This window comes from Albidovulum marisflavi, from assembly GCF_025751435.1.
Classification (GTDB): domain Bacteria; phylum Pseudomonadota; class Alphaproteobacteria; order Rhodobacterales; family Rhodobacteraceae; genus Albidovulum; species Albidovulum marisflavi.
On the sequence record NZ_JAOWKY010000004.1, the window covers coordinates 44,431 to 69,503 of the forward strand.

22 protein-coding genes are annotated in these 25,073 nt (G+C 64.6%); 8 read left to right on the forward strand and 14 right to left on the reverse strand.

What is annotated here, in order from left to right:
- Positions 1–138: 138 nt before the first annotated feature.
- Both OEW28_RS14060 and OEW28_RS14065 read left to right on the forward strand, forming a co-directional pair.
- Positions 139–1,422: a DUF3422 family protein gene (locus OEW28_RS14060; RefSeq protein WP_263735431.1), complete on the forward strand. Its 1,284-nt coding sequence runs from the start codon at positions 139–141 to the stop codon at positions 1,420–1,422.
- A 134-nt stretch (positions 1,423–1,556) separates the two neighbouring features.
- The gene (locus tag OEW28_RS14065) at positions 1,557–1,766 is read left to right on the forward strand and encodes a hypothetical protein (protein WP_263735432.1); all 210 of its coding nucleotides are present in this window, start codon (positions 1,557–1,559) and stop codon (positions 1,764–1,766) included.
- A 119-nt stretch (positions 1,767–1,885) separates the two neighbouring features.
- Here OEW28_RS14065 and OEW28_RS14070 read toward each other — a convergent pair whose 3' ends face one another.
- The 6 genes from OEW28_RS14070 to OEW28_RS14095 all read right to left on the reverse strand — a co-directional run bounded on the left by OEW28_RS14070 (position 1,886) and on the right by OEW28_RS14095 (position 9,004).
- Positions 1,886–2,941 (reverse strand): YeeE/YedE family protein, encoded by a 1,056-nt coding sequence (locus OEW28_RS14070; protein ID WP_263735433.1) that lies wholly within the window; start codon positions 2,939–2,941, stop codon positions 1,886–1,888.
- A 218-nt stretch (positions 2,942–3,159) separates the two neighbouring features.
- Positions 3,160–4,098, reverse strand: coding sequence for an ABC transporter permease (locus OEW28_RS14075; protein ID WP_263735434.1), 939 nt, complete (start codon positions 4,096–4,098; stop codon positions 3,160–3,162).
- Positions 4,091–5,098, reverse strand: a complete 1,008-nt coding sequence (locus tag OEW28_RS14080; protein ID WP_263735435.1) for an ABC transporter permease — start codon at positions 5,096–5,098, stop codon at positions 4,091–4,093. The genes OEW28_RS14075 and OEW28_RS14080 overlap by 8 nt, the downstream gene beginning before the upstream one ends.
- A gap of 75 nt (positions 5,099–5,173) precedes the next feature.
- Complete coding sequence (locus OEW28_RS14085; RefSeq protein WP_263735436.1) at positions 5,174–6,877, reverse strand: peptide ABC transporter substrate-binding protein; 1,704 nt, start codon at positions 6,875–6,877, stop codon at positions 5,174–5,176.
- Between the two features lies 1 nt (position 6,878).
- Complete coding sequence (locus OEW28_RS14090) at positions 6,879–7,940, reverse strand: ABC transporter ATP-binding protein (protein WP_263735437.1); 1,062 nt, start codon at positions 7,938–7,940, stop codon at positions 6,879–6,881.
- A 59-nt stretch (positions 7,941–7,999) separates the two neighbouring features.
- The gene (locus OEW28_RS14095; RefSeq protein ID WP_263735438.1) at positions 8,000–9,004 is read right to left on the reverse strand and encodes an ABC transporter ATP-binding protein; all 1,005 of its coding nucleotides are present in this window, start codon (positions 9,002–9,004) and stop codon (positions 8,000–8,002) included.
- Positions 9,005–9,297: 293 nt separating this feature from the next.
- Between OEW28_RS14095 and OEW28_RS14100 the strand changes: the two genes are divergently transcribed.
- From OEW28_RS14100 to OEW28_RS14110, 3 genes are all read left to right on the forward strand, one after another.
- Positions 9,298–10,641 (forward strand): NAD(P)/FAD-dependent oxidoreductase, encoded by a 1,344-nt coding sequence (locus OEW28_RS14100; RefSeq protein ID WP_263735439.1) that lies wholly within the window; start codon positions 9,298–9,300, stop codon positions 10,639–10,641.
- A gap of 60 nt (positions 10,642–10,701) precedes the next feature.
- Positions 10,702–11,868 carry a M20 aminoacylase family protein gene (locus tag OEW28_RS14105; RefSeq protein WP_263735440.1) on the forward strand — a complete coding sequence of 389 codons (1,167 nt, stop codon included), beginning with the start codon at positions 10,702–10,704 and terminating at the stop codon, positions 11,866–11,868.
- A 71-nt stretch (positions 11,869–11,939) separates the two neighbouring features.
- Positions 11,940–12,353 (forward strand): hypothetical protein, encoded by a 414-nt coding sequence (locus OEW28_RS14110; protein ID WP_263735441.1) that lies wholly within the window; start codon positions 11,940–11,942, stop codon positions 12,351–12,353.
- 12 nt (positions 12,354–12,365) lie between these two features.
- Here the strand turns inward: OEW28_RS14110 and OEW28_RS14115 are convergent, their stop codons facing one another.
- From OEW28_RS14115 to OEW28_RS14125, 3 genes are all read right to left on the reverse strand, one after another.
- Positions 12,366–12,785, reverse strand: coding sequence for a DUF1810 domain-containing protein (locus OEW28_RS14115; RefSeq protein WP_263735442.1), 420 nt, complete (start codon positions 12,783–12,785; stop codon positions 12,366–12,368).
- A gap of 9 nt (positions 12,786–12,794) precedes the next feature.
- Positions 12,795–15,116, reverse strand: a complete 2,322-nt coding sequence (locus OEW28_RS14120) for an aminotransferase class III-fold pyridoxal phosphate-dependent enzyme (protein ID WP_263735443.1) — start codon at positions 15,114–15,116, stop codon at positions 12,795–12,797.
- A gap of 74 nt (positions 15,117–15,190) precedes the next feature.
- Positions 15,191–16,198 (reverse strand): GlxA family transcriptional regulator, encoded by a 1,008-nt coding sequence (locus OEW28_RS14125; protein WP_263735444.1) that lies wholly within the window; start codon positions 16,196–16,198, stop codon positions 15,191–15,193.
- A 161-nt stretch (positions 16,199–16,359) separates the two neighbouring features.
- Between OEW28_RS14125 and OEW28_RS14130 the strand changes: the two genes are divergently transcribed.
- Positions 16,360–17,307 (forward strand): GlxA family transcriptional regulator, encoded by a 948-nt coding sequence (locus OEW28_RS14130; RefSeq protein WP_318527553.1) that lies wholly within the window; start codon positions 16,360–16,362, stop codon positions 17,305–17,307.
- 11 nt (positions 17,308–17,318) lie between these two features.
- On the opposite strand, the gene moaA is transcribed toward OEW28_RS14130, so the two are convergent.
- The 4 genes from moaA to glmU are packed head-to-tail and all read right to left on the reverse strand — an operon-like array spanning position 17,319 to position 22,213.
- Complete coding sequence (gene moaA / locus OEW28_RS14135; RefSeq protein ID WP_263735446.1) at positions 17,319–18,320, reverse strand: GTP 3',8-cyclase MoaA; 1,002 nt, start codon at positions 18,318–18,320, stop codon at positions 17,319–17,321.
- 55 nt (positions 18,321–18,375) lie between these two features.
- Entirely contained in the window at positions 18,376–19,053 is a 678-nt protein-coding gene (locus tag OEW28_RS14140) for a DNA alkylation repair protein (RefSeq protein WP_263735447.1), read from the reverse strand.
- On the reverse strand, positions 19,050–20,864 hold the full coding sequence (gene glmS, locus OEW28_RS14145) for a glutamine--fructose-6-phosphate transaminase (isomerizing) (protein WP_263735448.1): 1,815 nt from the start codon (positions 20,862–20,864) through the stop codon (positions 19,050–19,052). The genes OEW28_RS14140 and glmS overlap by 4 nt, the downstream gene beginning before the upstream one ends.
- Positions 20,864–22,213 (reverse strand): bifunctional UDP-N-acetylglucosamine diphosphorylase/glucosamine-1-phosphate N-acetyltransferase GlmU, encoded by a 1,350-nt coding sequence (gene glmU, locus OEW28_RS14150; RefSeq protein WP_263735449.1) that lies wholly within the window; start codon positions 22,211–22,213, stop codon positions 20,864–20,866. Before glmU ends, glmS begins: the two co-directional genes overlap by 1 nt.
- 125 nt (positions 22,214–22,338) lie before the next feature.
- On the opposite strand from glmU, the gene OEW28_RS14155 reads away from it, so the two are divergent.
- Both OEW28_RS14155 and OEW28_RS14160 read left to right on the forward strand, forming a co-directional pair.
- On the forward strand, positions 22,339–23,001 hold the full coding sequence (locus OEW28_RS14155) for an HAD-IA family hydrolase (RefSeq protein WP_263735450.1): 663 nt from the start codon (positions 22,339–22,341) through the stop codon (positions 22,999–23,001).
- 115 nt (positions 23,002–23,116) lie between these two features.
- Complete coding sequence (locus tag OEW28_RS14160) at positions 23,117–24,280, forward strand: isovaleryl-CoA dehydrogenase (RefSeq protein ID WP_263735451.1); 1,164 nt, start codon at positions 23,117–23,119, stop codon at positions 24,278–24,280.
- 143 nt (positions 24,281–24,423) lie between these two features.
- Here OEW28_RS14160 and OEW28_RS14165 read toward each other — a convergent pair whose 3' ends face one another.
- Positions 24,424–25,017 carry an OmpW/AlkL family protein gene (locus OEW28_RS14165; RefSeq protein ID WP_263735452.1) on the reverse strand — a complete coding sequence of 198 codons (594 nt, stop codon included), beginning with the start codon at positions 25,015–25,017 and terminating at the stop codon, positions 24,424–24,426.
- Positions 25,018–25,073 lie beyond the last annotated feature (56 nt).

A 25,073-nucleotide genomic window follows, 5' to 3' on the forward strand; every position in this document is an offset into this window, starting at 1 on the left:
GCCCCGCCATGCGGCGGGGCGTTTCGCGTGCAGGACGTTGCAGAAAAGCAAGTATACCACCGTGTGCCTGTCCGCCGCACCCTGCGGGGGCTGGACCGGCACTGCGGACAGGGTATGTCGATACCCAGAGACCGGGGTATGACCATGATCGACGACCATCCCTTGCGCTTCGCGCTTGTAAACGAGCTTCACGCCCGGCCATTTCCGTCGCTGGAAGTGCCCTGCCAGGCTGTCTACGTCGCCGTGAAAGAGATGCAGGACGCCCACAACCGGGACAAGGGCGCGGATCGGGACCATTTGCTTGCACTGCTGGACAGGCACGGCGCCCCCCACCCGCAGCCGGGCGCCACGCACCACGCGGCGCGCATCGGCAAGCACGACCTGAAGTGGGAAAGCCACACGGAATTCGTGACCTATTCGGCATTTTCGAAAGGGCTGTCCGCGCTTGCATTCGATCCGCGCGCGGCCGAGGTCTTTCCCGCCGACTGGCTGACCAAGGCGCCGGGGCGCAGGATCGCCTCGGTCCTGGTCCGGGTCGAGGAGCTGCCAGACGACATATCGACCGTCAAGGCCAAGCTGGATGACTGGCTTGTTCCCGAAAGCCTGGCCTGTTCCTGGGTGCTGGACGAGGCGGCGGTCATCGCAGGAGACTTCCAGATCGATCCTGCGGGGCACATGCGTTTCGCGGTCTTCGTCCGGCCGGGAACCGGGGAACGGCGCGTGGGCCGCATCGTCCAGCGGCTTTGCGAGATCGAGACCTACCGCGCCATGTCGATGCTGGGGCTGGGACGCGCGCGCGAACTCAACAGCCAGTTGAACGCGCTGGATCCGCAGGTGTCGCATCTTGTCGCTGCCATGGCGGACCAGACGCGCCCGGCCGAGGAAACGCTGCATGACCTTCTGGCAATCGCGGCGGGTCTTGAAAGCCTTGCCGTCCGACATTCCTTCCGCTTCGGCGCCACGGGCGCGTACGAGGCGATCGTGACCCAGCGGGTGCAGGTGCTGCGCGAAACGCGCTTCAACGGCCGGCAGACCTTTGGCGAGTTCATGATGCGCCGCTACGACCCAGCCATGCGCACCGTGAAGTCCGCCGAACGGCGCCTGACCGAAATGGCGGAACGGTCCGAGCGGGCGGGCGAGTTGCTCCAGACCCGGGTCGACGTGGAACGCTCGGCCCAGAACCAGAAGCTGCTGGAAAGCATGGACCGTCGCGCGGATCTGGCGCTAAGGCTTCAGCATACGGTTGAAGGTCTGTCGGTCGTGGCGATCAGCTACTACGCGGTCAACCTTGCAGCCTACGCTGCCTATCCGCTGACCGAGCCGATCGGCCTGTCGAAGGGGCTTGTTACAGCCGCTCTGACGCCCGTTGTCATGCTGCTGGTCTGGCTGCTGGTGCGGCGTATCCGCCGGTCGATGCACTAGCGCGGTGGCGTCGCGGCGACGCTGCCAGAATTTAGCGAACCGGCGCCAAGCGCCATAGCTGCCTGCACGCGTGTTCTTGCGCCCTTCACTCCGCTCATACCGGCCCGCGCGCCGCATAGGCGGTCGGCTTCGGCATGCAGCATCTCTCAGCCAGTCTGAAAGGAGCCTACCTCACGCTCAAATGTGCGAAAGATTTCGTACGTTATCTTCAGGAATTCATGGATGACCCGGATTTCCGCAACGAATACCGAGACTACGAAGCGCTTGGCGAGATGAAAGGGGAAGGAAAGGCTGTCGCGGGGCTGTTCCCCCAAGCCAAGGCAGCGGCGTTTCGGGGTCTTTGAGGTCAAGTTCCTCAAGATGGCGGCGCTGCAGGAAGATGCGATTGAAAAGCTCAGCCCGCTGAAGCAGGCCCACTGACGCGGGGACGAGCCACGCCCGGGTCCTGACCCGGGCGAGGTTCCTACTCGGCCGGCTGAAAGCGCGGGGCGGACCGGTGCCGCAGCACCGCGTTCGCCGCAACGGCCCCGGCGGCGATGGCGATCAGCGCAAGTACGGCGGCAAGCGACAGGGTCGGTACGCCCGCCAGCCCTGCGCCGACCGTGCAGCCCCCGGCCAGTACGCCACCAAATCCCATCAGGACCGCGCCAGCCAGGTAGCGCCCGGTTTCGCGGGGGGAGACGAAGCTTTGCCAGCGGAACCGGCCTGCGATGACCGCCAACGCCGCCGCGCCGGCCAGCGCGCCGCCGATCAGGCCCGTGCCAAAGCCCGCGGGGATGGAGCTTGAGGCGATGGACCAGAAAAGCGCCTCGGTCGCCGGAGAAGTGAAGGACAGGCTTTCAAAGGCGATCGCGTCGAACTCATCGAAAAGGACCAGGCCGGTGCCGACCCACGCCAGCGGCACCAGCGCGCCGATCATGGCGCCCCCCAGAAGAGGCGCGGGCCGGTTGCCCGAGCGAAGCGCGTATCCCGCCGCGAGCGCGACGATGATCGCGGACCACACGATCGCGCCGCCGGGCAGTGCAGAAAGCGAAATGCCTTCGCCCATTGACACTCTATAGCCGCCCAGAAGTTCCCGCAGCGGCGAAAGCACGCCCTTGGTCGTCGCATGGGCGACGATCGCGAACACCAGCAGCACCGTCAGCGCGCGCAGATTGCCCGTTCCCGCCAGCACCGTCAGGCGCGAGGCGCAGCCACGCGTCAGCACCATGCCCGCGCCGAACAGAAGCCCGCCAAGAAGAATGGCCAGAACCGGCAGGTCCGATGCCATGAAACGGTGGTCGGTGAAATCGATCCAGCCAAGCCAGACCGCGGCCTGCGTTCCAGCGACCGCCACGGCAAGCGCCATCAACCACAGGCCAAGCGCCGCGCGGCGTTCGTCCTGGGGGCCTACCAATCCACGGCGAAGACAGAACCGCGTTGCTTCGGCCAGCGCGCCGAAGGCGACACCTATCGCAAGGCCGAACATGACCGAGACTTCGCGCGGGCCAAGGGTTTCGAACCCTAGTGTCTCGAACATCTGAACATCTCCGCATATAGGAATTTGTTCGCAGATACTCCGAGTCTGTCAGGCGAAAAACCTCGTTGCTGGCCGCCTAACCGCGCGAGCCGGGAACAATTTCCCGTTTTTCGACGCTTTCGCAGATCATGGTCGCGAACCGTCGGGTCCGAGCGGAACAATGAGGCGACATGAGAGCCCTGGGCGATCGCCGCGTTCTTTTTTCGACCCCCGCCCGGCTATCGTCCGCGTATCCGCGGGTCAAGTGCATCGCGCAGACCGTCGCCGATGTAATTCACGGATAGCACTGTAAGCGATATCGCGACACCGGGAAGGATGACGCGCAGCGGATACAGCTGCATCTGGTCCACGGCATCGAACAGGATGCGGCCCCAGGTCGGGAAATCAGGCGGAAATCCAAGGCCAAGGAAAGACAGCGCGGATTCCGTGATGATCGCATTCGCGATGCCAAGAGTGGCGGAGACCATGATGGGGCTCATCACGTTCGGCAGGATGTGGCGCAGGACCATCCGGCGTGCCGGCGTGCCGATCGAGCGCGCGGCAAGGACATACTCGCGCTCTTTCAGCGCCAGAACCTCTCCGCGTACAATCCGCGCCGTTTGCATCCAGCTTGTCACGCCAATGGCGACCACGATCAGCATGAAGATGCCCGCCTCGGTGCCGAAGCGCTGTGATAGCGGTTCGCGGAACAGCGTCACCATCAGAAGCAGCAGCGGCAGAAGGGGCAGGGACAGAAAGAGGTCGGTCATCGACATCAATATCCCGTCAAGCCGCCGGAAAAACCCGGCAAGCACACCGATCAGCGTGCCCAGCAGCAGCGACAGCAGCATCGCGGTCATGCCCACGGCGATCGAGACCTTGCCCCCCGCCATCAACCTTGCCAGCAGGTCGCGGCCCAACTGGTCGGTGCCGAAGGGGTGCGCAAAGCTGGGCCCCTGGTTCCTCAGCTTCAGCATATTGACCGGGTTTGGGTCGACATAGGTCGGATCGATGCGCCACAGGAAGGGGCCCAGCGTGACCCCGAACAGAATGAGTGAAAATATGATCAGGCCGACCAGCGCGCCCTTGTGCGTCTTGAACTGGTCCCAGACGTCCCACCACTGATTGCGCGGCGGTTTCAGCGCGGCGTCGACCTTGGAGGCGGGCATGTCAGTCATAGCGGATCCTCGGGTCCAGAACGCCGTACAGGATGTCTGCGATCAGGTTGAACAGCACGGTCAGCGCCGCGAAGATGAAGGTCAGTGTCTGCACCATCGGCAGGTCGTTCGCGTAGATGGCGGTGATCAGAAGCTGGCCCAGTCCATTCACCTTGAAAACCTGCTCGGTGATGATAGCGCCGCCGAAGATCGTGGGGATGCCAAGCGCGATCACCGTCACGACCGGGATCAGCGAGTTGCGCAGGACGTGCTTCAGCACCACGACCTTTTCGCTCATCCCTTTGGCGCGGGCGGTGCGGACGTAATCCTGCCCCAGGTTGTCAAGCATCGAGGCGCGCATGAAGCGGCTGATCTGGCTGGCGTTGAACAGCGCCAGCACCGTGACCGGCATGATCATCTGGCGCACCTGTTTCCAGAAACTTTCCCAGTCCGTGACTTTCAGCGTCGTGTCGTAGATGGACGGGAACCAGTGCAGGTTCACCGCAAAGACGATGATCAGGACCACGCCGGTAAAGAAGGTGGGAACCGAAAAGCCGATCATCGACACGAAGGTCCCGATCTGATCGAACCAGGAATACTGCCGATAGGCCGAAATGATTCCGATCGGCAGGGCAATGATCACGCCGACCACATAGGCCAGCCCCACCACCCAAAGCGTTTGCGGCAGGCGCTGCCAGATCACGTCCATCGCGGGCGAGCGGAACTGCCAGGAGATGATCCTCTGCCCGCCTTCGGCAAAGCTCGTGCCGAACATGACATCAAAGGTGTGCAGGGGCTCGGTCCAGAAGAACTGCTTCAGCCACAGCAGGTAGCGGACCCAGGCCGGCTGATCGAGGCCAAGGGCGGCGCGCATCTTTTCGCGCACTTCCGGCGGGATCGTCAGCGGCTGGTCGGCCAGTGGATCGCCTGGGGCCAGGTCCAGCAGCATGAATATGACGAAACTGATGAACAGAAGCGTCGGGATTGCGATGAGCAAACGTCTGAGCGTGTAGGTCAGCATCGGCGTCTCTGTGCAGCGGTCTCGGTATGAAAAGGGCGACCCCGGACCGTGTGTCCGGAGCCGCCCATGCTCAGATCACTTCATGCGGTACCAGTCGGCCGCATTCCAAAGCTCGCTGTCCCAGGTGTTCAGGATGACGCCGCCCAGCGTGTTCGAACGCGCCGACACCCGGCCACGGTCGACAAGCGCCACGACGGTGTAGCTTTCCTTGGTCAGCATGTCGTTCAGCTTCTTGGCGATCTCGCCCCGCTTCTCCAGGTCGCCGGTCCGGCTCAGTTCGACCAGAAGCTCGTCATAGGCCGGGTCGCAATAGCGGTTGATGTTCTCACCCTGCCACTGCTTCTCGGGCGTCGGCGCCTTGTCGCAGCCGTACTGCGCCAGATAGGGTTCCGGGTCCGTGCCGTCGAAGTTGTTCGCGTACATTTCCACGTCCGCGTAGAACTTCTGGAACGTGTCGGGCGACCCCGGATCACCGCCGAAGAAGACCGAGGCATCGATGTTCTTCAGCTCGGTTTCGACACCGATTTCCGTCCACCACTGCTTGATCAGCGCCTGGAAGTCCTGGCGGACGGCGTTGGTCGAGGTCTGGTAGAGGATGTGCAGCTTCTCGCCATCCTTGTCGCGGACGCCGTCTCCGTCGGTATCGGTCCAGCCCGCTTCTTCAAGCAGCGCCTTGGCGCCCTCGATGTCCTGAACAAGGCAGTCGGTGTTGTCGGAGGCATAAAGTTCCGGCGCTGGCACCAGGTTGCAGGTCGGGCGCCCGGCCTGACCGTAGCCGACCTCAACCAGCAGGTTGCGGTCGATCGCCATCGACAGCGCCTTGCGCACGCGCAGATCACTGAGGAAGGGGTGCGGGTGCTTGGCGGTGGAGCGCTCGCCCTCGGGCAGGTTGGGCGACGGGTCGGTCATGTTCATCTCGATCCGCTCGACCAGCGTGCCGAAAGCCGACAGCGCCTCACCCTTGCCCGCGGCTGCCATTCCCGCAAGCACGTCCGGTGCAAGCTGCAGGTTCCAGGCATAGTCGAATTCGCCGGTTTCCAGCACGGCGCGGCCAGCCGCCGCCGCATCGCCGCCGCCCTTGAAGGTCAGCGTCGCGAAGGCCGGCTTTGCCGGGTCGCGGTAGTTGGGGTTGGCCACCATCTGGATCACGTCGTTCGGCTTGAACTCGGTGACGGTGAAGGGACCGGTGCCGATCGGGCTGAAGTTCGCGTCGGTGCATTCCGGCGCCTTGGCCCCAAGGCAGTTTTCGAACTGCGCCTTCTGAAGGATCGGCGACTGTCCGCCCATGAACGGGCCGTAGGGGTTCGGCTTGGGTTCCTTGAAGGTGACCTTGACGGTCAGGTCATCCATCGCCTCGACCTTGTCGACGCCTTCGAACTTGGCCAACTGCGCGCAGCCGCCTTCGGGATGCATGCAGTATTCCGCGGTGAAGACCACATCGGCCGAGGTGACAGGGCTGCCGTCGGACCAAAGCAGGCCCGGCTTCAGCTTCCATGTGATCGAGGTCAGGTCGTCTGCGACGCCGCCGTTGCCGACCGTCGGGATGTCTTCGGCAAGATAGGGCACCATGTTGCCCTTCTCATCGTAGCGTCCAAGCGGCTCGATCACGAGCGAGGAGCTTTCGATATCCTTCGTTCCCGAGGACAGGTAGGGGTTCAGGATCGAAGGCGCCTGCCAGTAAATGATGTTCACATGGCCATCGGCGCCGCGTTCGGCGAAGGCCGCTGGGGCCAGCGCCAGGCTGGCGGCGGCGCCCAAGAGGGCAGTCTTGAGTTTCATGTCACACTCCTTGTTGGATGCTCGTTAATTCCTCTTGCGCCGCCGTTTTGCCGGCGGTCGTATCGGTATCCTCGTACAGGTGGCAGGCGGCGAAGCGGCCCGGCTCAAGTTCCCGGAACGGCGGGTTCACGTTGTGGCAGATCTCCATAACCTTGGGGCAGCGGGTGCAGAAGTTGCAGCCCTTCGGCGGGTTCGCCGGCGATGGAACGTCGCCCGTCAGGATGATCCGCTTGCGCTCCGTCTCGATCTCGGGGTCGGGCTCCGGGACCGCCGACAGTAGTGCCTGCGTGTAGGGATGCATCGGGCGGTCATAAAGCGCGTCGCGCGGTGCAAGTTCGACGATGCGGCCCAGGTACATCACGGCGACGCGGTCGGCGATGTGGCGCACCATCGACAGGTCGTGGCTGATGAACAGGTAGGTCAGGCCAAGCCGGTCCTGCAGGTCTTCAAGCAGGTTGACGACCTGCGCCTGGATCGACACGTCGAGGGCCGCGATCGGTTCGTCACAGACGATGAACTTGGGGTTCAGGGCAAGGGCGCGCGCGATGCCGATACGCTGGCGCTGGCCGCCGGAGAACTCGTGCGGGTAGCGGTTGGCGAAGTTGCGGTTCAGTCCGACGGCATCCATCAGTTCGTAGATGCGGTCCAGCTTTTCTGCCTTCGACAGGCGGCTGTGCTCATCCAGCGGCTCTCCGATGATCGCGGCAACGGTCATGCGGGGGTTCAGGCTTGCCTGCGGATCCTGGAAGACCATCTGCATCGTCGGCCGGAGCTTGCGGAGCGTGCCGCTGTCCGCGTCGGAAAGCTCGACGCCGTCGATGCGGATCGAGCCGTCGGTGGGATCGTAAAGCCGCAGGATCACGCGCCCGCAGGTCGACTTGCCGCATCCCGATTCACCGACAAGACCCAGGGTTTCGCCCTCGTAGATGTCGAAGCTCACGTCATCCACTGCCTTTACATCGCCGACCTTGCTGCGAAAGATGCCCGCCGTGATCGGGAAGTACATCTTCAGGCCCTTGATCTCGACCAGCTTGCGATGTCCGCGTTCGGCGCGGTCAAGCATGACGTGTTCCTTCCGCGGCTTTCGCGATGCGGCATGATTGCAGATGCCGGGGCGCCGAGTCAGCCATCCTGCCACTCCTGGTCCAACGGTTCCCAGAAACAGGCCACGTCATGGCCGGGCCCGACGATCCGGCGAAGCGGGTTTTCCTGGGCGCAACGCGCCATGGCATGAGCGCAGCGCCCGCGAAAGGCGCAGGCCGAGGGTTCGGCCCGCAGGATCGGTGGCTGCCCCTCGATCACGTTGAGCTTTGGCATCCGCTCCCCTCTGACCGAGGGCACGGTCTTGAGAAGGGCGCGGGTGTAAGGGTGCCGCGGGTTGCTGAAAAGTTCGCGCGCCGGGGCCTGTTCGACGATCTGGCCGCCGTACATCACGATCACGCGGTCGGCGATGCCGGCGATCACACCCAGGTCGTGAGTGATCCAGACGATCGCCATGCCAAGCTTCTGGCGAAGCTCCTTCACAAGCTCAAGGATCTGCGCCTGGATCGTGACGTCCAGCGCCGTCGTCGGTTCATCCGCGATCAGCACCTTGGGATCGCAAGCCAGCGCGATGGCGATCATCACGCGCTGTCGCATGCCGCCCGAAAACTGATGAGGGTAGTCGTCCAGCCGCCGCGCCGCATCGGGGATGCCCACAAGTTCCAGCAGTTCCTTGGCGCGCACCCGCGCGGCCTTTTTGCCAAGCCTCATATGCTTGCGCAGCGGCTCCATCAGCTGGAAGCCCACGGTGAACACGGGGTTCAGCGACGTCATAGGGTCCTGGAAGATGAAGCCGATGCGCGCGCCCCGAACCGCGCGAAGCTGTTGCTCGGAACAGTTCAGCAGGTCGAGACCGTCGAACATTACCGTCCCGCCGCGCACATCCGCGGGGGGCATGGGCAGAAGGCCGATCAGGGACATCATCGTCACCGATTTCCCGGACCCGCTTTCGCCGACCACGCCCAGAAGCTCTCCCGGGCGCAGGTCGAAGCTTACGGAATTCACGGCGTGGATTTCGCCTCCGCGCGTCCTGAAAACGGTTTTCAGGCCCTTGACGTCAAGGACGGGCACAGCCCCATCGGGCATGGAAACTCCCCAGTCGATTATTGTTCTTTGATTTTCCCGATCATGCGCCGGGTTGCTGTTGGGTGAGTGTTAGCGATTTTCGTTCATCCGGCAACATACAAAGTGGACTGCATTCCGTAGCGTAAGGCGCTGCAATATGATGCGTTGTATCGGCATCTTGACCGCAGGCGGGAGCCGCGTCACTCTGGCGCCGAAAAGCTGGCACATGGGCGCGAGGCAAGGGTGCAGGGCGATCGGGCAGCGTATGAATCCGGGGCCGGTGCGGCCGACCCGAGAAATGTCGAGAAGACCAGGTGAAACCCTTTCCCATCGGAGTATCGAACCTTGCGCGCTTCTTGACGCCACTGCCGGCACGGGCCGACGTGGTCGTCATCGGGGGCGGGATAGCGGGCGTCATGACGGCCTGGTACCTGACCAAGGCGGGGCACAGCGTTGTCCTGTGTGAAAAGGGCCGGATCGCCGCAGAGCAGTCATCGCGCAACTGGGGATGGGTGCGAAAGCAGGGCAGGGACCCCGACGAAATTCCGCTGGTCGCCGAAGCGCAGCGGATCTGGGCGGGTTTGGCCGAAGAGGTGGGTCAGGATCTGGGGTACCGTCAGACCGGCGTGCTATATATCGCGAACACGCCGAAGGACGTCGGGCCGCATGAACGTTGGATGGCTCATGCGCGCGCTCACGCGCTGGACACGCGGCTGCTGACCAAGGCCGAACTGGACGCGATGGTGCCAAGTGCGGCGAATTGGGCGGGCGGCCTCTGGACAGCGTCGGACGGGCGGGCCGAACCCTGGGTTGCCGTGCCTGCCATCGCGGACGCGCTGGCCCAACGCGGCGCGGTGATCGCCGAGGACTGCGCGGTGCGTGCGCTTGACCGGCAGGCAGGCCGCATCTGTGGCGTCATCACCGAGCGGGGGAGGATCGCCGCCGATCACGTCGTGCTGGCGGGCGGAGCCTGGTCGGGGCTCTTCGCGCGGGCCGAGGGCATATACCTTCCGCAGCTTGCCGTGCGCGCGACCGTCTGCGCGACCGAACCGCTGCCAGAGGTCTTTGCCGGCGCGGCTGCTGATGCCGAGTTCGCGTTTCGCCGCCGAGAGGATGGCGGCTATACCCTTGCGCCTTGCGATCTTCATGAGTTCATGGTGGGCCCGGATGCCTTTCGCCACCTGCCGATCTATCGTCCCGGTCTACGCACGCCGATCAGCGGCACGCGTCTCCTTCCTGCCGCGCCACGGGATTTTCCCGACGCGTGGTCAACGCCGCGCCGATGGTCGGCGGACGAGGTTTCGCCGTTCGAACGCATGCGTGTCCTCAACCCGGCCCCCTACGCGCCCAGGGTCGAACGTTTGCGCGACCAGTTTGCGCGTGCTTTCCCCAAGCTGGGGCGGCCCCGGTTGCAGGTGGCATGGGCGGGCATGATCGACACTATGCCGGACGTGGTGCCGGTGATCGATCATGCCCATGGCACACCGGGCCTGACCATCCTTACCGGCCTTTCCGGCCACGGCTTTGGCATCGGTCCGGCTGTGGGGCGCGTCGCTGCGGACCTGGTCATGGGACGCGCGCCGGGGCACGACCTGTCCCGTTTCCGCCATGCGCGTTTTACCGACGGGTCAAGAATCGTGCCCGGCCCGTCACTCTGAACCTTGCGGGCGGCGGTGAAAGTCGCCACCTTCCCTGCATACCGCGAAAGGAAGGATGCCATGCCCGTCAAGAACCGCTTCGCTGAGCTGCTGCCCGAAATCACCGCCTGGCGACGGGATTTCCACGAACACCCCGAGCTTCTGTTCGATGTGCACCGCACCGCGGGCAAGGTTGCCAACCTTCTGCGCGAGTTCGGATGCGACGAAGTCGTGGAGGGGATCGGCAGGACCGGCGTCGTCGGCGTGATCAAGGGCAAGAGCGACTCTCGCGGCAGGGTGATCGGACTGCGCGCGGACATGGACGCACTGCCGATCAAGGAGGCGACGGGCGTGCCCTATGCTTCCAAGACGCCCGGCAAGATGCACGCCTGCGGCCATGACGGGCACACCGCGATGCTTTTGGGCGCGGCAAAATACCTGGCCGAAACGCGCAACTTCGACGGCACCGCGGTCGTGATCTTCCAGCCCGCCGAGGAAGGCGGCGGCGGCGGGCGAGAGATGGTTGAGGACGGCATGATGGAGCGCTTCGGCGTCCAGGAAGTCTATGGCATGCACAACATGCCGGGCATTCCCGTCGGTCAGTTCGCGATCCGCACGGGCGCGATGATGGCGGCTGCGGATCAGTTCGACATCCTCGTGACCGGCAAGGGCGGGCACGCGGCCAAACCGCACGACTGCATCGACACAACGGTCGTGTCCGCCCACATCATCCTGGCGCTTCAGACCATTGCTTCACGCGTCGTCGATCCCTTGAAGCAGGTCGTCGTTTCCGTCTGCACGGTCCGCACGGAAAGCGAGGCGCACAACGTCATCCCCCAGACCGTGCAGATGCGCGGTACCGTGCGCACCATGGACCCCGCGATCCAGGAGCTTGTCGAGGCGCGGATCAAGTCGATCGTGGAGGGAACGGCGCTGGCCCATGGCGCGACGGCCGAAGTGACCTACCAGCGCGGATATCCCGTCACCATGAACGCCCCGGAAAACACCGGCTTTGCGGCCGAGGTCGCGCAGATGGTGTCGGGCAAGGTCGATACCGACACCGCGCCCCTGATGGGGGCCGAGGATTTCAGCTTCATGCTGAACGAACGCCCGGGCGCCTACATCTTCCTTGGCAACGGCGACACCGCGATGGTTCACCACCCGGCCTACAATTTCGACGACAACGCCATTCCCTTCGGGTCCAGCTGGTACGCGGGCATGGTCGAGGCGCGGATGCCTGCCGCCTGACCAGAAATCGCCGCATTCCTGTGCACCATGGGCGGGACCGCCTCGGCGGAACGGCTTTGGAAGGAGATGACATGCGCTTCGTGTTTGCCCTGCTGATCGCCCTTTGCGCGGCCCCGATGGCGAAGGCAGAGGACTTTACCGTCCGGGTCGACAACCAGTTCGTCGCGGATGAACTGCGGTGGAAGACGCAAGGGCGGTCCTACAAGTTCCTTTGGGGGCTGACCTATGTGCAAGGACGGATCGCGGTGTGCGGGGTCGGTCAGTTCGTCAATCCGAGCCTTCGGCAAAAGACGCTTCAGCAGATGAGACGCGGCAAGGTGATGCTCGACGGCAAGGCGATCCTGAGGGACATCACGTTCTTTAGCACGATCCCCGAAGGCAAGCCGCTGAACAAGGCGAAGGCCACCTGTCGCCTGACCAAAACGCCGAAGCCCAAGGGCGATTTCCTGGTCTACATGGACGTGCAGGGGCGCAGCATCTTTTGACCCCTTGGCCGCTCAGGTCAGCGCAGCTTCGGTCAGGGGGCAGGGCTTGCCGGCAAAAAAGCGCGCCAGCAGGTCATGCATAAGCGTCGACATCGCACCTTCCGAGGCATGGGCGAAGAGCGTGGCAGAGGACCGCAACTTCATGGCGTCGACCGATCCCAAGATGTCCTCGGCCGAAACGCCGGGGTGCGACAGCAGGGCCGTCGCCGCGTCGTGCAGGCGCCCCGCCAGGATCGGGTCGCCAAGATAGGCCTGCGCTTCGTCAAGATCGGCGATGCCGTAGTAGCGCGCGGTTTCGGATCGGCCCAGACCCCGCAACTGGGGAAAGACGAACCACATCCAGTGGCTTGTCTTGCGACCGCCCCGCAGTTCGGCCAGCGCATCGGGCCAGACCCGATCCTGCGCTTCGTGAAAACGGCCCAGATCGTTCATGGTACCCCCCTAAAGCCGCGCCAGCGCGCGATCCATCATTTGCAGCGCCAGATCAGCGTGGCCGGTCTGGAATATCAGCGGCGGGCGCATCTTGACGATGTTGCCATGCACGCCCTCGGTTCCGACAAGAAGCCCCTCTTCGCGCATCAGATTGACAAGGCGGTCCGTTTCCTGGGGCGCGGGGGATAGGTCGGCATGGTCGTGTACCAGTTCGATTCCGAAGGCCAGCCCGGCAGAGCGCACGTCGCCGATGATGGGATGCCGTGCCTTCAGGTTCCGAAGCCCTGCGAACATGTAGCGCGCAGTTTCGCCTGCCTGCCTGACGTGGTCGCCGTCCTCAATCACGTCAAGAACGGCCAGGCCCGCCGCGGCCGAAACGTTGTTGCCGCCGAAGGTCGAGAAGAAAGCGGTCTGGTTGCAGAAATGGTCCAGGATCTCGGGCCTGGTCAGCACCACGCCAAGGGGGTGGCCATTGCCCGCCGGCTTGCCGATGGTGACGAAGTCGGGGGTCACGCCGTGATGCTGGTATCCCCAGAAGTGTTCTCCCATCCGGCCGAAGCCCGACTGCACCTCGTCCGCGATGCAAAGCCCGCCGGCCGCGCGCACCGTTTCGAAAATCGCGGCGACATAGCCGGGCAACGGCGCAAGAATGCCGTTGGTCATGAAGGCGCTGTCCACGATCACGGCGGCGGGGGCCATGCCCGCCTTGGCCAGCGATGCGATTGCGCGGTCGGCGTCACCGGCGTAGCGTGCCGCCATGTCTGACGTTCCGTGACGATAGGGGCCGCGGTAGCCATCCGGAGCAAGGATCGTGCGGACATGGCCCGGCGTTTCGCCCTGCCGCATCGCCGAAGGAGATACCGCGTCGATCGCCTCGGTGATGCCGTGATAGGCGAAGTCCTGGCAGATGAACCCCGGGTTGCCAGTCCACGCACGCGCCATCCGCCAGGCTATGTCATTCGCCTCGGAGCCGGAATTGACGAAGGCGCAAGCGGTCAGCGCGCCACCGGTCGAAGCGCCAAGCCGCTCCGCGTATTCCAGAACTTGCTCACCCAGATACCGTGTGTTGGTGTTCAGGATCCGCATCTGGTGGTCGATCGCCCCGATCACGCGCGGGTGACAATGGCCCACGATCGGCACGTTGTTGTAGCAGTCAAGGTAACGCCGCCCCTCGGCGTCGATCAGCCACACGCCTTCGCCCTTCACCATGTGAAGCGGCGGGTCGTAGAAGACATAGGGCCGCGACCCCATGACCCGTTTGCGCCGCTCAATCAGTTCACCGACAGAGGCACGGGATCTGCGTGGCGGCAGGCCGCAGGCGCGGCGGAAAAGCGCGGTTGAATGTTCACGCCCTATCGCGTGCAAGGCGCGAAAGGCTTCGGGGGCACCGAAACCGTGGTCGGCGAGGTAGGGTGGAAACTCGGGGTCCTCCGCGATCCGGTAGGCCAGAATCACCATGGTGGTCGCTTGCCGCGCCATCATCAGGTCGTAAAGAACGTCGATCTCGGCTTCTTCCAGCGGCGTGACGCTGTTGTAGCCTTCAACCATCGACAGCATGATGTCCGCCGCGCCTTCGGGACGCGCGATGAAATCGCCAAGCGCCGACCCAAGGTCGAAGATCAGGGGGGCGTGGATCAGGTCGCCAAAGTCGATCAGCCCGGCAATCGCGTTACCCGGACCGAGGATCAGGTTGTGGCCATGCACGTCGCCGTGGATGGTCTGCGCCCTGAGCCCCGGCAGGATGGGCAGGACATTCGTCGTGAAATGCCCAAGGCAGTGCGTGACCTCGGCCGCGGGCGCCGCTTCGGGCAGGCAATCCACCTTGGCCAGCGCCGCGGCTGCCTCGCGCAGGTCCCAGACCAGCCGACGATCGAGCAGGGCAGGGTGGGTGAAGCCGCGCAGCGCGCGGCCAAGCCGGGCGATCCCTGCGCCGATCCGGCGGTAGTCCGCAGCGTCCAGCCTGCAGGCGCCCGCAACCTCGCCCTCGAGGAAAGTCACCGCGTAGAACCGGTGCAGGCGCCCGTCCGCGGCCTTGATCATGGCGCTGTCGGACCCGTTGACGGTCGGCAGGACATGCGGCACCGGAAGAAGCGGGTCGACCGACTGCACATGGCGCAGCGCCGCGATCTGGGCGTCTACCAGCGCCGGGTTCTCGTTCGCATTGGCGATCTTGAAGACCCAGGCGCGACCGCGTTCGTCGCGCAACATCATGTTCTGATCGCGTTCGGAAGAAAGCGGCGTCAGCGTGCCGGAAACCCCGTGATGGCGCATGGCCAGAGTGGCGAAATCGTCCTGCGAGAAACGCGGGGCATCGGCGCCAAGTGATGTCATCGAAACACTCCAGCCGTCGGAGGGCGGCGAAGGCGACTGTTTCCGATTCCGATCGGCTGATCAACACGTGCCGATCAGGCGACGGCCCGCATCCGGCGCGGCGCGTGGCCGAAGGAGGCGCGGTAAACCTTTGCGAAATGCGACAGGGACCGGTAGCCGCAGGCAACGGCAACCTCGGTCACGGAAAGCTCTGTCTGCATCAGCAGGGTGCGCGCGCGTTCAAGCCGCAGCTTTGTGTAGAAACCCATGGGCGTGGTGCTGAGATAGCGCGCGAAAAGCCGTTCCGTCTGACGCGGTGACATGCCGGCGATCTCTGCGATCTCCTGCGCGGACAGCGGGGCTTCAAGGTTTTCTTCCATCGCCGCCAGGACGCGGACAAGGCGCGCATTGCGCACCCCGTAGCGGGACTGCGCCGAAACCGTTTGGCGCGATTGCGGACCCCTGACGTTGGCCCAGACCATCGCGTCCGCGATGCGGGTGGCCAGGTCGCCACCGTGACGCTCGGCAATAAGGTGAAGCATGAGGTCCGTCGCCGCAGCCCCGCCTGGCGCCGTGAGTCGGCGTCCCGCGATGAAGGCGGCGCGGCTGACGGTCACGTCGGGAAACTCCTCGGCCAGGCCATCGGCCTGTTCCCAGTGTGCGGCAACCGTTTCGTTGTCGAGCAGTCCGGCGCGCGCCAGGGTCTGGATGCCCGATCCGATCGCGCCGATGCGCGTCCCGTGCGCGGACTCGCGCCGAAGTGCGGCTTTCAGAGCGGTGCGCGCGGACGGATCCTCGGTTGGCGATCCGATCACGAAAAGCGTTTCAGTCCGCGAAAGCGGCGCAAGGCGATCATCGGCAAGCACGGTCAGGCCCCCAGCTGCAACCACGGGGCCGCCGGTGACGGATACGACGCGCCACGCATAATGCGCCTTGCCCGAAAGCTCGTTCGCCTGACGCAATGGTTCCGTGGCGCAGGACAGGGCCATCGCGTCGAATCCGTCGAGCAGAAGAAAGACAAAGGTTTCAGTATCCGTACGCGAAACGTTGCGTGCACTTGTCGTAATCTTGGCCGCAGCGCGCGGCTGGTGTTGGTGCAGCATGTCGATCCCCCAAGGAAGCGCGCAGGCGGATACATCAGGTCGCTTCTGTTGCCATCTAGGTCGATTCTCCGCCAATATCGCAGAAGTTTTGCGTCAAGTTATCGTTACAAATGCGTCACGTTAATCAATCTGTCCCGGCTCCACCCCCAGCACGCCTGCGCGTGGGGATCCTGCTTGCGCGCCGTTTCACGCTGGCGGCGATGGCGAACTTCATCGACGTCCTGCGCCTTGCGGCGGACGAAGGCGACAGGTCGCGCCCGATCCTGTGTTCATGGCGCGTCGTGGCGCCCCGGCCCGGTCCGATCGAGTCCAGCTGCGGCCTCGTCGTCGAGGCTGCTGAAACGCTGGGCGACCCCACCCGGTTCGATTACATCGCCGTGGTCGGCGGCCTGATCGGGGACAACCAGTGGCTTTCATCCGAGGCGGAGGACTGGCTTCGGCGGGCCGCGGCGGCGGGCGTGCCGCTAATCGGACTGTGTACCGGCGCCTTCATCCTGGCCAGGGCCGGGCTGATGCAAGGCTACCGCTGCTGCGTCAGCTGGTTCCACCGCGAGGATTTCCTGGAACTGTTCGACGAGATGCATCCGGTATCTGACCAGATATTCGTGGTGGACCGCGACCGTCTGACCTGTTCGGGCGGCGCATCGACCGCGCATCTGGCGGCGTTCCTTGTTGACCGGCACATCGGCCGCGCCGCGGCGCGCAAGAGCCTGTCGATCATGATCGTGGACGAGGCGATGGCGGCCGAGCGGCCGCAGCCGGGACTGCCCTCGGATCTCAGTGCGAACGACCCGCTTGTCAAACGCGCGCTGCTTTGGATGCAGCAGTTTCCCGAAACGCCGCTGACGGCCGAACGTCTGGCCCGGCAGTTGGGCGTCAGCCGGCGTACCTTGGAACGCCGCTTCGCGGAAGATCTGGCGGTATCCCCTGCCGAGGCGGGGCGGCGCATGAGGCTTGCTCAGGTGCGCGCGCTGCTTGCGCGCGGCGAAAAAAGCGTGACACAAATCGCAGCTGAAACCGGGTTCTCGGATGTCTCGCATCTGATCCGCGTATTCCGCGCGGCCGAAGGTGTGACGCCGGAGGCCTGGCGGCGCGGCCGAGCCGGCTGAGGGCAGGGCGCTCAGCCGCCGGTGTGGCTCATGTGACGCGACATCTGGCCCGCGACCTTCTGGCGCGAATAGTCGAAGTCGTGCCCCTTGGGCTTGCGCGCGATCGCCGCGCGGATCGCCTGCTCAAGCGCCGCGTCATCGGACGAGGCGCGCAACGGCGCGCGCAGGTCGGCCATGTCTTCCTGGCCCAGGCACATGAACAGCTCGCCCGTGCAGGTGACGCGCACGCGATTGCAGCTTTCGCAGAAGTTATGCGTGAGCGGTGTTATGAAGCCCACCTTCTGCCCCGTTTCCTCGATCCGGACATACCGCGCTGGCCCTCCCGATCGTTCGGCCAAGTCGGTCAGCGTGAAGCGTTCCGCCAGGCGTGCGCGCAGGTCCTTGAGCGGCCAGTATTGGTCAAGCCTCAACTCTTCGCCCATCTCGCCCATCGGCATGACCTCGATGAAGGTCAGGTCGTGGTCTTCGCGAGCGCACCATTCCAGAAGCGAGAACAGCTCATCCTCGTTGAAACCCTTCAGCGCGACGGTGTTGATCTTGACGCGAAGCCCGGCGCGCTTGGCGGCCTCGATCCCCTGCATGACCTGGGGAAGGCGACCCCACCGGGTGATCTCGGCGAACTTTTCCTGGTCCAGGGTGTCGAGCGAAACGTTGACGCGCCGGATCCCGCAAGCGGCAAGCTCGTCCGCGAACCGGGCCAGCTGCGACCCGTTGGTGGTCAGCGTCAACTCGCTCAGCGCGCCGCTATCCAGGTGGCGGGCGATGGTGCGGAAGAAGGTCATGATGTCGCGCCGCACCAGCGGTTCGCCGCCCGTGATGCGAAGCTTGGTGACGCCGAGGTGGATGAAGGTGGAACAAAGCCTGTCCAGCTCCTCCAACGTCAGCAGGTCCTTCTTGGGCAGGAACTGCATGTGTTCGGCCATGCAGTACGTGCAGCGGAAGTCGCAGCGGTCCGTGACCGAGACACGGAGGTACGAGATTGGCCGGGCGAAGGGGTCTATCAGAGGGGTCATGCGAACAAGTCTAGTCTCTTGGCAGGGCCCCTACAAGAAGGGGATCGGCAGGTGTTCACGCCAGGTACTTCGCCGCCTCCTTGTGGGCGAAGGGCTTCATTCGCGCGCCGTTCGCGTCAAGGAAGGCGCGGACACGCGGCGCGTCGTGCTTCGACAGGTCGCGCAGCCACCAAGCGACGGCCTTCTGGATGAACCAGTCCCGATCGTCCGCGCAGGCCGCAGCCCAGCCCAGCACCCGGTCCCTGATTTCCAGGTCGCGGGCGGTCGGATGGTTCTGCTTGGTCCAGGGCAGGGTCATGACCAGCGCCGCGCGGCGGATCCACATGATGTCCGATCGTGACCAGCCTTCCACCTGGTCGATCCGCGAAGGGTCCGCCACCAAACGCCTGCCACCCGCGTCGCATACGTGGTCGGCGATGGCCCAGCTGTCAAAGTCCTGCACCCACGAGGCTATCAGGCGCCAGACGGCTTCGTCATCCTTGATCCTCGCCTGGGTCAGAAGCTTGGCTGCGACGATCCGCGCCTCGAAGATGTCCGTGCGCCACAGGGCATCCGCAAGCGTCACCCGCTCGGGCACCGTCAGCGCCCGCCGCCAGTCCCGGGCCAGGTCATTGAGGAAGGGGTTCGCGATCCCCAGAACCTCACGCGTCTGCTTGTGGTAGGCGGCCATCCCCTCGGCGCGGCCAGGCTCGATGCCCGCGCGCAGGGCTGCAATCGCGTCGTCAAGGGTCATTCCACCGTCACCGATTTCGCAAGGTTGCGCGGCTGGTCCACGTCGGTGCCCTTGGCGACCGCCGCGTGGTAGGCCAGAAGCTGTGCCGGCAGGGCGTAAAGGATCGGGGCGAGCGCTGGCGCTACCGATGGCAGCGTGACGCATTTCCACGTTCCGTCCCGCGCCTCGGCCGTACCCTTGGCATCGGTCATCAGGACCACCTTGCCATGTCGGGCCATCACCTCCTGCATGTTCGACACCGTCTTGTCGAACAGCGCGTCATGCGGCGCCAGAACCACGACCGGCACGGATTTGTCGATCAGCGCGATCGGGCCGTGCTTGAGTTCTCCCGAAGCGTAACCTTCGGCGTGGATATAGCTGATTTCCTTGAGTTTCAGCGCGCCTTCCAGGGCCAGGGGGAACATCGCGCCGCGGCCAAGGAACAGGACGTCCTGCGCCTCGGCGACCGCGCCGGCGATGGTGGCGATCTCGCCCTCGCGCGCCATCGTCTGGTTCATGAGACCTGGCAGCCCCGCGAGTTCACCCAGCCGTTCCGACAGATCATCGGCGCCCATCCGGCCCCTGTCGACCGCCGCCTTGAGCGCCAGCAGGTAAAGAACCACGAGCTGGCAGGTAAACGCCTTGGTCGAAGCCACGCCGACCTCGACCCCGGCGAGGATCGGCAGCGCCACGTCCGCCTCGCGCGCGATGGACGATGTGGGCACGTTGATCACCGCCACGGTCTTGGCAACCCTTTCCCTTGCGTACCGCAGCGCGGCAAGGGTGTCGGCGGTTTCGCCCGACTGGCTTACGAAAAGCGCGAAGGAGTTGGCCGGCAGCGGAGGTTCGCGGTACCGGAACTCGGACGCGATATCAACTTCGCAGGGCAGCGCGGCCAGGCTTTCGAACCAGTACTTCGCGGTCTGGCAGGCGTAGTTCGCAGTGCCACAGGCCACCAGCGTCAAACGGTCGAGGGTCGTGAAATCCAGCGCGATGGGCAGCCCGATCCGGCCTTCGCGGCAATAGTGCTTCAGCGCATCGGCGATCACCACGGGTTGCTCGGCGATCTCCTTGGCCATGAAGTGCTTGTAGCCCGCCTTTTCGATGCGGGTCTGGTCCAGCTGGATGCGAGAGGTCTCGCGATTTGCGCGGCGGTCCTCGGTGTCGAATATCTCGGCGCCCTGCCGGGTAATGAACGCGTAGTCGCCCTCTTCGAGGTAGGTGATCCGGTCGGTCATCGGCGCCAGCGCGATCGCGTCTGAGCCGACGAACATCTCTCCCTCGCCGTGGCCGATGGCCAGGGGGGAGCCCTTGCGGGCGGCGATCATCAGGTCTTCTTCGCCCTCGAACAGGAAAAGCAGGGCGAAGGCACCTTCGAGGCGCCGCAGCGTTTCACGAGCTGCCTCCCGAGGGGCAAGGCCGCGGTCCATGTGCATCCGCACCATAAGTGCCACGACCTCGGTGTCCGTCTCTGTCTCGCAGGCCAGGCCCGCGTCGGACAGCTCGGCGCGCAGTTCGCGAAAGTTCTCGATGATGCCGTTGTGGACGACGGCGACCGGACCTGACCGGTGCGGATGGGCGTTGACGACCGTGGCCGCGCCGTGCGTGGCCCAGCGTGTGTGCCCGATCCCCGACTTTCCCGCCAGCGGCTCGTGCACCAGAAGGTCGGACAGGTTGGCCAGCTTTCCGACGGCGCGGCGGCGGTCAAGGCGCCCCTTGTTCACGGTCGCGATCCCGGCGGAGTCATAGCCGCGGTACTCAAGCCGCTTGAGCGACTCCACCAGAAGGGGCGCGACCTCGTGACCGCCAAGCACACCAACAATTCCACACATTATTTGCCACCTTCGGCCCTGCGGGCTTTTTGTTGTTTCAGTTTTTCGAACAATTTTACCGCAAGACCTGGTTTTGTTTCCTGTTTGGCCCTTCCAATCGCCAGCGCGCCGTCAGGAACGTCTTGAGTGATGACCGAACCCGATCCGGTCAGGGCCCCCGCGCCGACACGGACTGGTGCGACCAGCATCGTGTCCGACCCGATGAAGGCATGGGCGCCGATCTCGGTCCGGTGCTTCATCACGCCGTCGTAGTTGCAAGTGACCGTGCCCGCGCCGATGTTGGTGTGCTCACCAATGTGCGCGTCGCCCAGATAGGTCAGATGGCCAACCTTCACGCCTTCGTCCAGAATGGCGTTCTTGATCTCGACGAAGTTGCCGACGTGGACCTCTTCGGCCAGTTCGGCGCCGGGGCGCAAGCGGGCAAAAGGTCCGACGCGCGCGCCGCGTGAAATGTGGCAGCCTTCAAGATGGCAGAAGGGCAGGATATCCGCGCCGGATTCGACCGTGACACCGGGACCGAAGACCACATTCTGCCCGATCGTCGCATCGCGCCCCACCACGGTATCAAGCGCGAAGAACACGGTCTCGGGGGCGCTGAGTGTCACGCCGTTGTCAAGCGCCTGGATCCGTGCGCGGGCCTGGAAGGCGGCCTCCGCGCGGGCCAGTTCGGCGCGGGTGTTCACGCCCATGGTTTCGGCTTCGTCGCAGGTCACCACACGCGCGCTTCGCCCCTTGGCGCGCGCCGCGGCGATGATGTCGGTCAGGTAGTATTCCCCGGCGGCGTTGTCGTTCGTCAGACCGGCCACAAGTTCTTCCAGCAGCCGCGCGTCAGCGGCGATAACCCCGCTGTTGCAAAGACGGATGGCGCGTTCCGCCTCGGTCGCGTCCTTGAACTCGACGATCCGTTCCAATGCGCCGTCCTGCGCGATCAGCCTGCCGTAGCGTCCCGGTTCGGCAGCCTCGAAACCCAGAACCGTCACGTCGGCTCCGCTGACCAGCATCGCGTCCAGAGTTTCGGGCTGGATGAAGGGCGTGTCGCCGTAAAGAACGATGACGGTGCCATCGAAGTCCGACAGCGCGGGCAGCGCCTGGCGGACCGCGTGACCGGTTCCAAGCTGTTCTTCCTGGCGGACAACGGCCGCCGCTTCATCATAGGCCAGTGCAGCTTTCTCGACTGCCTCCGCGCCATGCCCGGCGACCACGACAACGCGTTCGGGGGCAAGGGATGCGCCCGCCGCCATCGCGTGATGCAGAAGTGGCGCGCCGGCCACCTTGTGTAGAACCTTGGGCAGGTCGGAATTCATCCGTGTTCCCTGTCCCGCGGCGAGGATGATCAGCGCTGTGGCCATGGTCTTGCTCTTTTCTTTCGGTCGCGTCCGTTTTACCCAAGGCGCGGTTTGCCGCAAGGGCGGGGGCATCACGATCCCTTACCGGAGGTTACAGGTGGGCGCTTGATCGCCCAATAGGGGGTGACATGCGCACGGTCATATTCGATCTGGATGGAACCCTGGCGGATACATCGGCCGACCTGATTTGTGCCGCGAACGCCTGCTTTAAGGGGCTGGGCATGGGCACACCGCTGGACCCGGTCGCCGATGCGCTGACCGCCTTTCATGGCGGGCGTGCGATGCTTCGCCTTGGGTTTTCCCGTCTGGGCGAAGTCTCCGAGTCAGAGGTGGACATCCAGTATCCGCTGCTGCTGGCCGCCTATGAGGAGGGGATCGACCGGGAAACGCGGCTTTACCCCGGCGCCGTCGAGGCGGTTGAGGCCCTGCGAAGGGCCGGATTCGCCACGGGAATCTGTACAAACAAGCCCGAAAGACTGGCTGAGATCCTGATTTCGCGCCTGGGTGTGCGGGATCTTTTCGGGTCGCTCGTGGGGGCAGACACCTTGCCCGTGCGCAAGCCCGATCCCGCGCCCTATCGCCTTTCCGTGGAGCGCGCGGGCGGCGCTCTGGACCGGTCGATGCTGGTTGGCGACACCGACACGGACCGAAGGACGGCCGCGGCGGCGGGTGTTCCGGTGGCGCTGGCAACTTTCGGCCCGGCGGGCCGGGGCGTGACCGATTTCGCACCCGAGGCGACCTTCGATGCGTTCGACGAACTTCCGTCGCTGGTCGCGAAACTGATCTTCTGAAAATCCGGGAACTGTTCCCGGCATGACGCTCCGTTTCGGGGCGCAAGAGCCCATTGACGCGACTCACGCTTTCGCCCTATGAATTGAACAGTCGTTCATTTCCGGGAGGCGGCCAATGTTCAACGCATCGATGAAATTCCACCTCGGCGAAGAGGTCGAGGCGCTGAGGGACATGGTGCATCGTTGGGCGCAGGATCGGGTCAAGCCGATCGCAGCCGAAGTGGATCGCACGAATGCGTTCCCACCCAAGCTCTGGAAGGAAATGGGCGACCTTGGCCTTCTGGGCATCACCGTGCCCGAAGAGTTCGGCGGAGCGGGCATGTCCTATCTGGCCCATGTCGTCGCGACGGAAGAGATCGCCCGCGCCTCCGCCTCGGTCAGCCTGTCCTACGGCGCGCATTCGAACCTGTGCGTGAACCAGATCAAGCTGAACGGGACGGACGAGCAAAAGCGCAAATACCTCCCCGGCCTGATCTCCGGCGATCACGTCGGTGCGTTGGCGATGTCCGAAACCGGTGCCGGGTCCGACGTGGTTTCGATGAAGCTCAGGGCGGAAAGGCGCAACGGCTACTACGCGCTGAACGGCACCAAGTTCTGGATCACCAACGGGCCTGACGCCGACACGCTGGTCGTCTATGCCAAGACTGACCCAGAGGCCGGGTCGAAGGGCATCACCGCCTTCATTGTCGAAAAGACCATGAAGGGCTTCTCGACCTCCAACCACTTCGACAAGCTCGGAATGCGCGGATCGAACACCGCGGAACTGATCTTCGAGGATGTCGAGGTGCCGTTCGAGAATGTGCTGGGGCAGGAGGGCAAGGGCGTGCGCGTCCTCATGTCCGGGCTGGACTACGAACGCGTCGTGCTGTCGGGCATCGGCACCGGGATCATGGCCGCCTGCCTGGACGAAGTCATGCCCTATCTCGCGACCCGAAAACAGTTCGGCAAGCCGATCGGAAGCTTTCAGCTGATGCAGGCCAAGATCGCCGACATGTACACCAAGATGAATTCCGCCCGAGCCTATGTCTACGAAGTCGCCCGCGCCTGCGACCGGGGCGAGGTGACGCGCCAAGACGCGGCCGCCTGCGTCCTTTACGCCTCGGAAGAGGCGATGACGGTCGCGCATCAGGCGGTTCAGGCGATGGGCGGCATGGGTTTCATGAACGAAACCCCCGTTTCGCGCATCTTCCGCGACGCGAAGTTGATGGAGATCGGCGCGGGAACGTCCGAGATCCGCCGCATGCTGATCGGGCGGGAATTGATGGGGGCGATGGGGTGAGCGCTACGCAACCTCTTGACCCAAGGGCGATCCGTGCCGCGCAGCCCTGTCTCGGGCGCATCCTTGGACTGCCGCTTATCAAACAGAAAGGGCGCGCCGCCTACCTGACGCGCCCCCTCCGCCCCCATGACCGGGGTGCCGTCTCAGAACTTCATCACATAGGACACGCCGAAGACGACGGGGTCGATTTCAGCCGTGCCGATATACGCTCCGTTCAGGGACGCGTCGGTGTCGATGTCCATCCAGCGAACTTCGGTCCGCAGCGCACCCTTGTCAGAGATCGCGACGTCGAAACCGGCCTTCACCGCCAGACCGAAGGAGTCGTCCAGCTTCACGTTGCCAAGCGCCGATTCCTCGCTGAAGAAGGTCGTGTAGTTCAGGCCGGCGCCAACGAAGGGCGTGATCTTCCCGGCGGTCGGGATGTGGTACACGAGCGAAAGGGTGGGCGGCAGATGCTTGGTCGTCGCGGTGCCGACGCCCGAAATCGTTGCGGTGTGCTCGAAGGGCGTGGCCGCCAGAAGCTCGATGCCGATGTTGTCCCAGGGGAAGTATTCCACGGTGATGGTTGGGCGCATGTCATTGTCGACCGTGGTCGGCTGGCCGGCCAAAAGACCGTTGTCGCCCTTCGGCGAAACCCAGCCGAGGCCGACGCCGACGGTCCAATCCCCGGCGGACTGGGCGCATGCGGGCGCGGCGGCGACAAGGGCGATGAGGGCGGGAACGAGTGTCAGCTTCATGTGAGTTTTCTCCGTTATCGAGCGCAGACACTCCGTAGCATCGCTGCGGTGCAGCA

Bases quoted from the DNA above. Each gene is read 5' to 3' on its own strand.
- OEW28_RS14060 (WP_263735431.1), top strand. From the start codon at position 139: ATGACCATGATCGACGACCATCCCTTGCGCTTCGCGCTTGTAAACGAG.
- OEW28_RS14065 (WP_263735432.1), top strand. From the start codon at position 1,557: ATGCAGCATCTCTCAGCCAGTCTGAAAGGAGCCTACCTCACGCTCAAA.
- OEW28_RS14070 (WP_263735433.1), bottom strand. From the start codon at position 2,941: ATGTTCGAGACACTAGGGTTCGAAACCCTTGGCCCGCGCGAAGTCTCG.
- OEW28_RS14075 (WP_263735434.1), bottom strand. From the start codon at position 4,098: ATGACTGACATGCCCGCCTCCAAGGTCGACGCCGCGCTGAAACCGCCG.
- OEW28_RS14080 (WP_263735435.1), bottom strand. From the start codon at position 5,098: ATGCTGACCTACACGCTCAGACGTTTGCTCATCGCAATCCCGACGCTT.
- OEW28_RS14085 (WP_263735436.1), bottom strand. From the start codon at position 6,877: ATGAAACTCAAGACTGCCCTCTTGGGCGCCGCCGCCAGCCTGGCGCTG.
- OEW28_RS14090 (WP_263735437.1), bottom strand. From the start codon at position 7,940: ATGCTTGACCGCGCCGAACGCGGACATCGCAAGCTGGTCGAGATCAAG.
- OEW28_RS14095 (WP_263735438.1), bottom strand. From the start codon at position 9,004: ATGCCCGATGGGGCTGTGCCCGTCCTTGACGTCAAGGGCCTGAAAACC.
- OEW28_RS14105 (WP_263735440.1), top strand. From the start codon at position 10,702: ATGCCCGTCAAGAACCGCTTCGCTGAGCTGCTGCCCGAAATCACCGCC.
- OEW28_RS14110 (WP_263735441.1), top strand. From the start codon at position 11,940: ATGCGCTTCGTGTTTGCCCTGCTGATCGCCCTTTGCGCGGCCCCGATG.
- OEW28_RS14115 (WP_263735442.1), bottom strand. From the start codon at position 12,785: ATGAACGATCTGGGCCGTTTTCACGAAGCGCAGGATCGGGTCTGGCCC.
- OEW28_RS14120 (WP_263735443.1), bottom strand. From the start codon at position 15,116: ATGACATCACTTGGCGCCGATGCCCCGCGTTTCTCGCAGGACGATTTC.
- OEW28_RS14125 (WP_263735444.1), bottom strand. From the start codon at position 16,198: ATGCTGCACCAACACCAGCCGCGCGCTGCGGCCAAGATTACGACAAGT.
- moaA (WP_263735446.1), bottom strand. From the start codon at position 18,320: ATGACCCCTCTGATAGACCCCTTCGCCCGGCCAATCTCGTACCTCCGT.
- OEW28_RS14140 (WP_263735447.1), bottom strand. From the start codon at position 19,053: ATGACCCTTGACGACGCGATTGCAGCCCTGCGCGCGGGCATCGAGCCT.
- glmS (WP_263735448.1), bottom strand. From the start codon at position 20,864: ATGTGTGGAATTGTTGGTGTGCTTGGCGGTCACGAGGTCGCGCCCCTT.
- glmU (WP_263735449.1), bottom strand. From the start codon at position 22,213: ATGGCCACAGCGCTGATCATCCTCGCCGCGGGACAGGGAACACGGATG.
- OEW28_RS14155 (WP_263735450.1), top strand. From the start codon at position 22,339: ATGCGCACGGTCATATTCGATCTGGATGGAACCCTGGCGGATACATCG.
- OEW28_RS14160 (WP_263735451.1), top strand. From the start codon at position 23,117: ATGTTCAACGCATCGATGAAATTCCACCTCGGCGAAGAGGTCGAGGCG.
- OEW28_RS14165 (WP_263735452.1), bottom strand. From the start codon at position 25,017: ATGAAGCTGACACTCGTTCCCGCCCTCATCGCCCTTGTCGCCGCCGCG.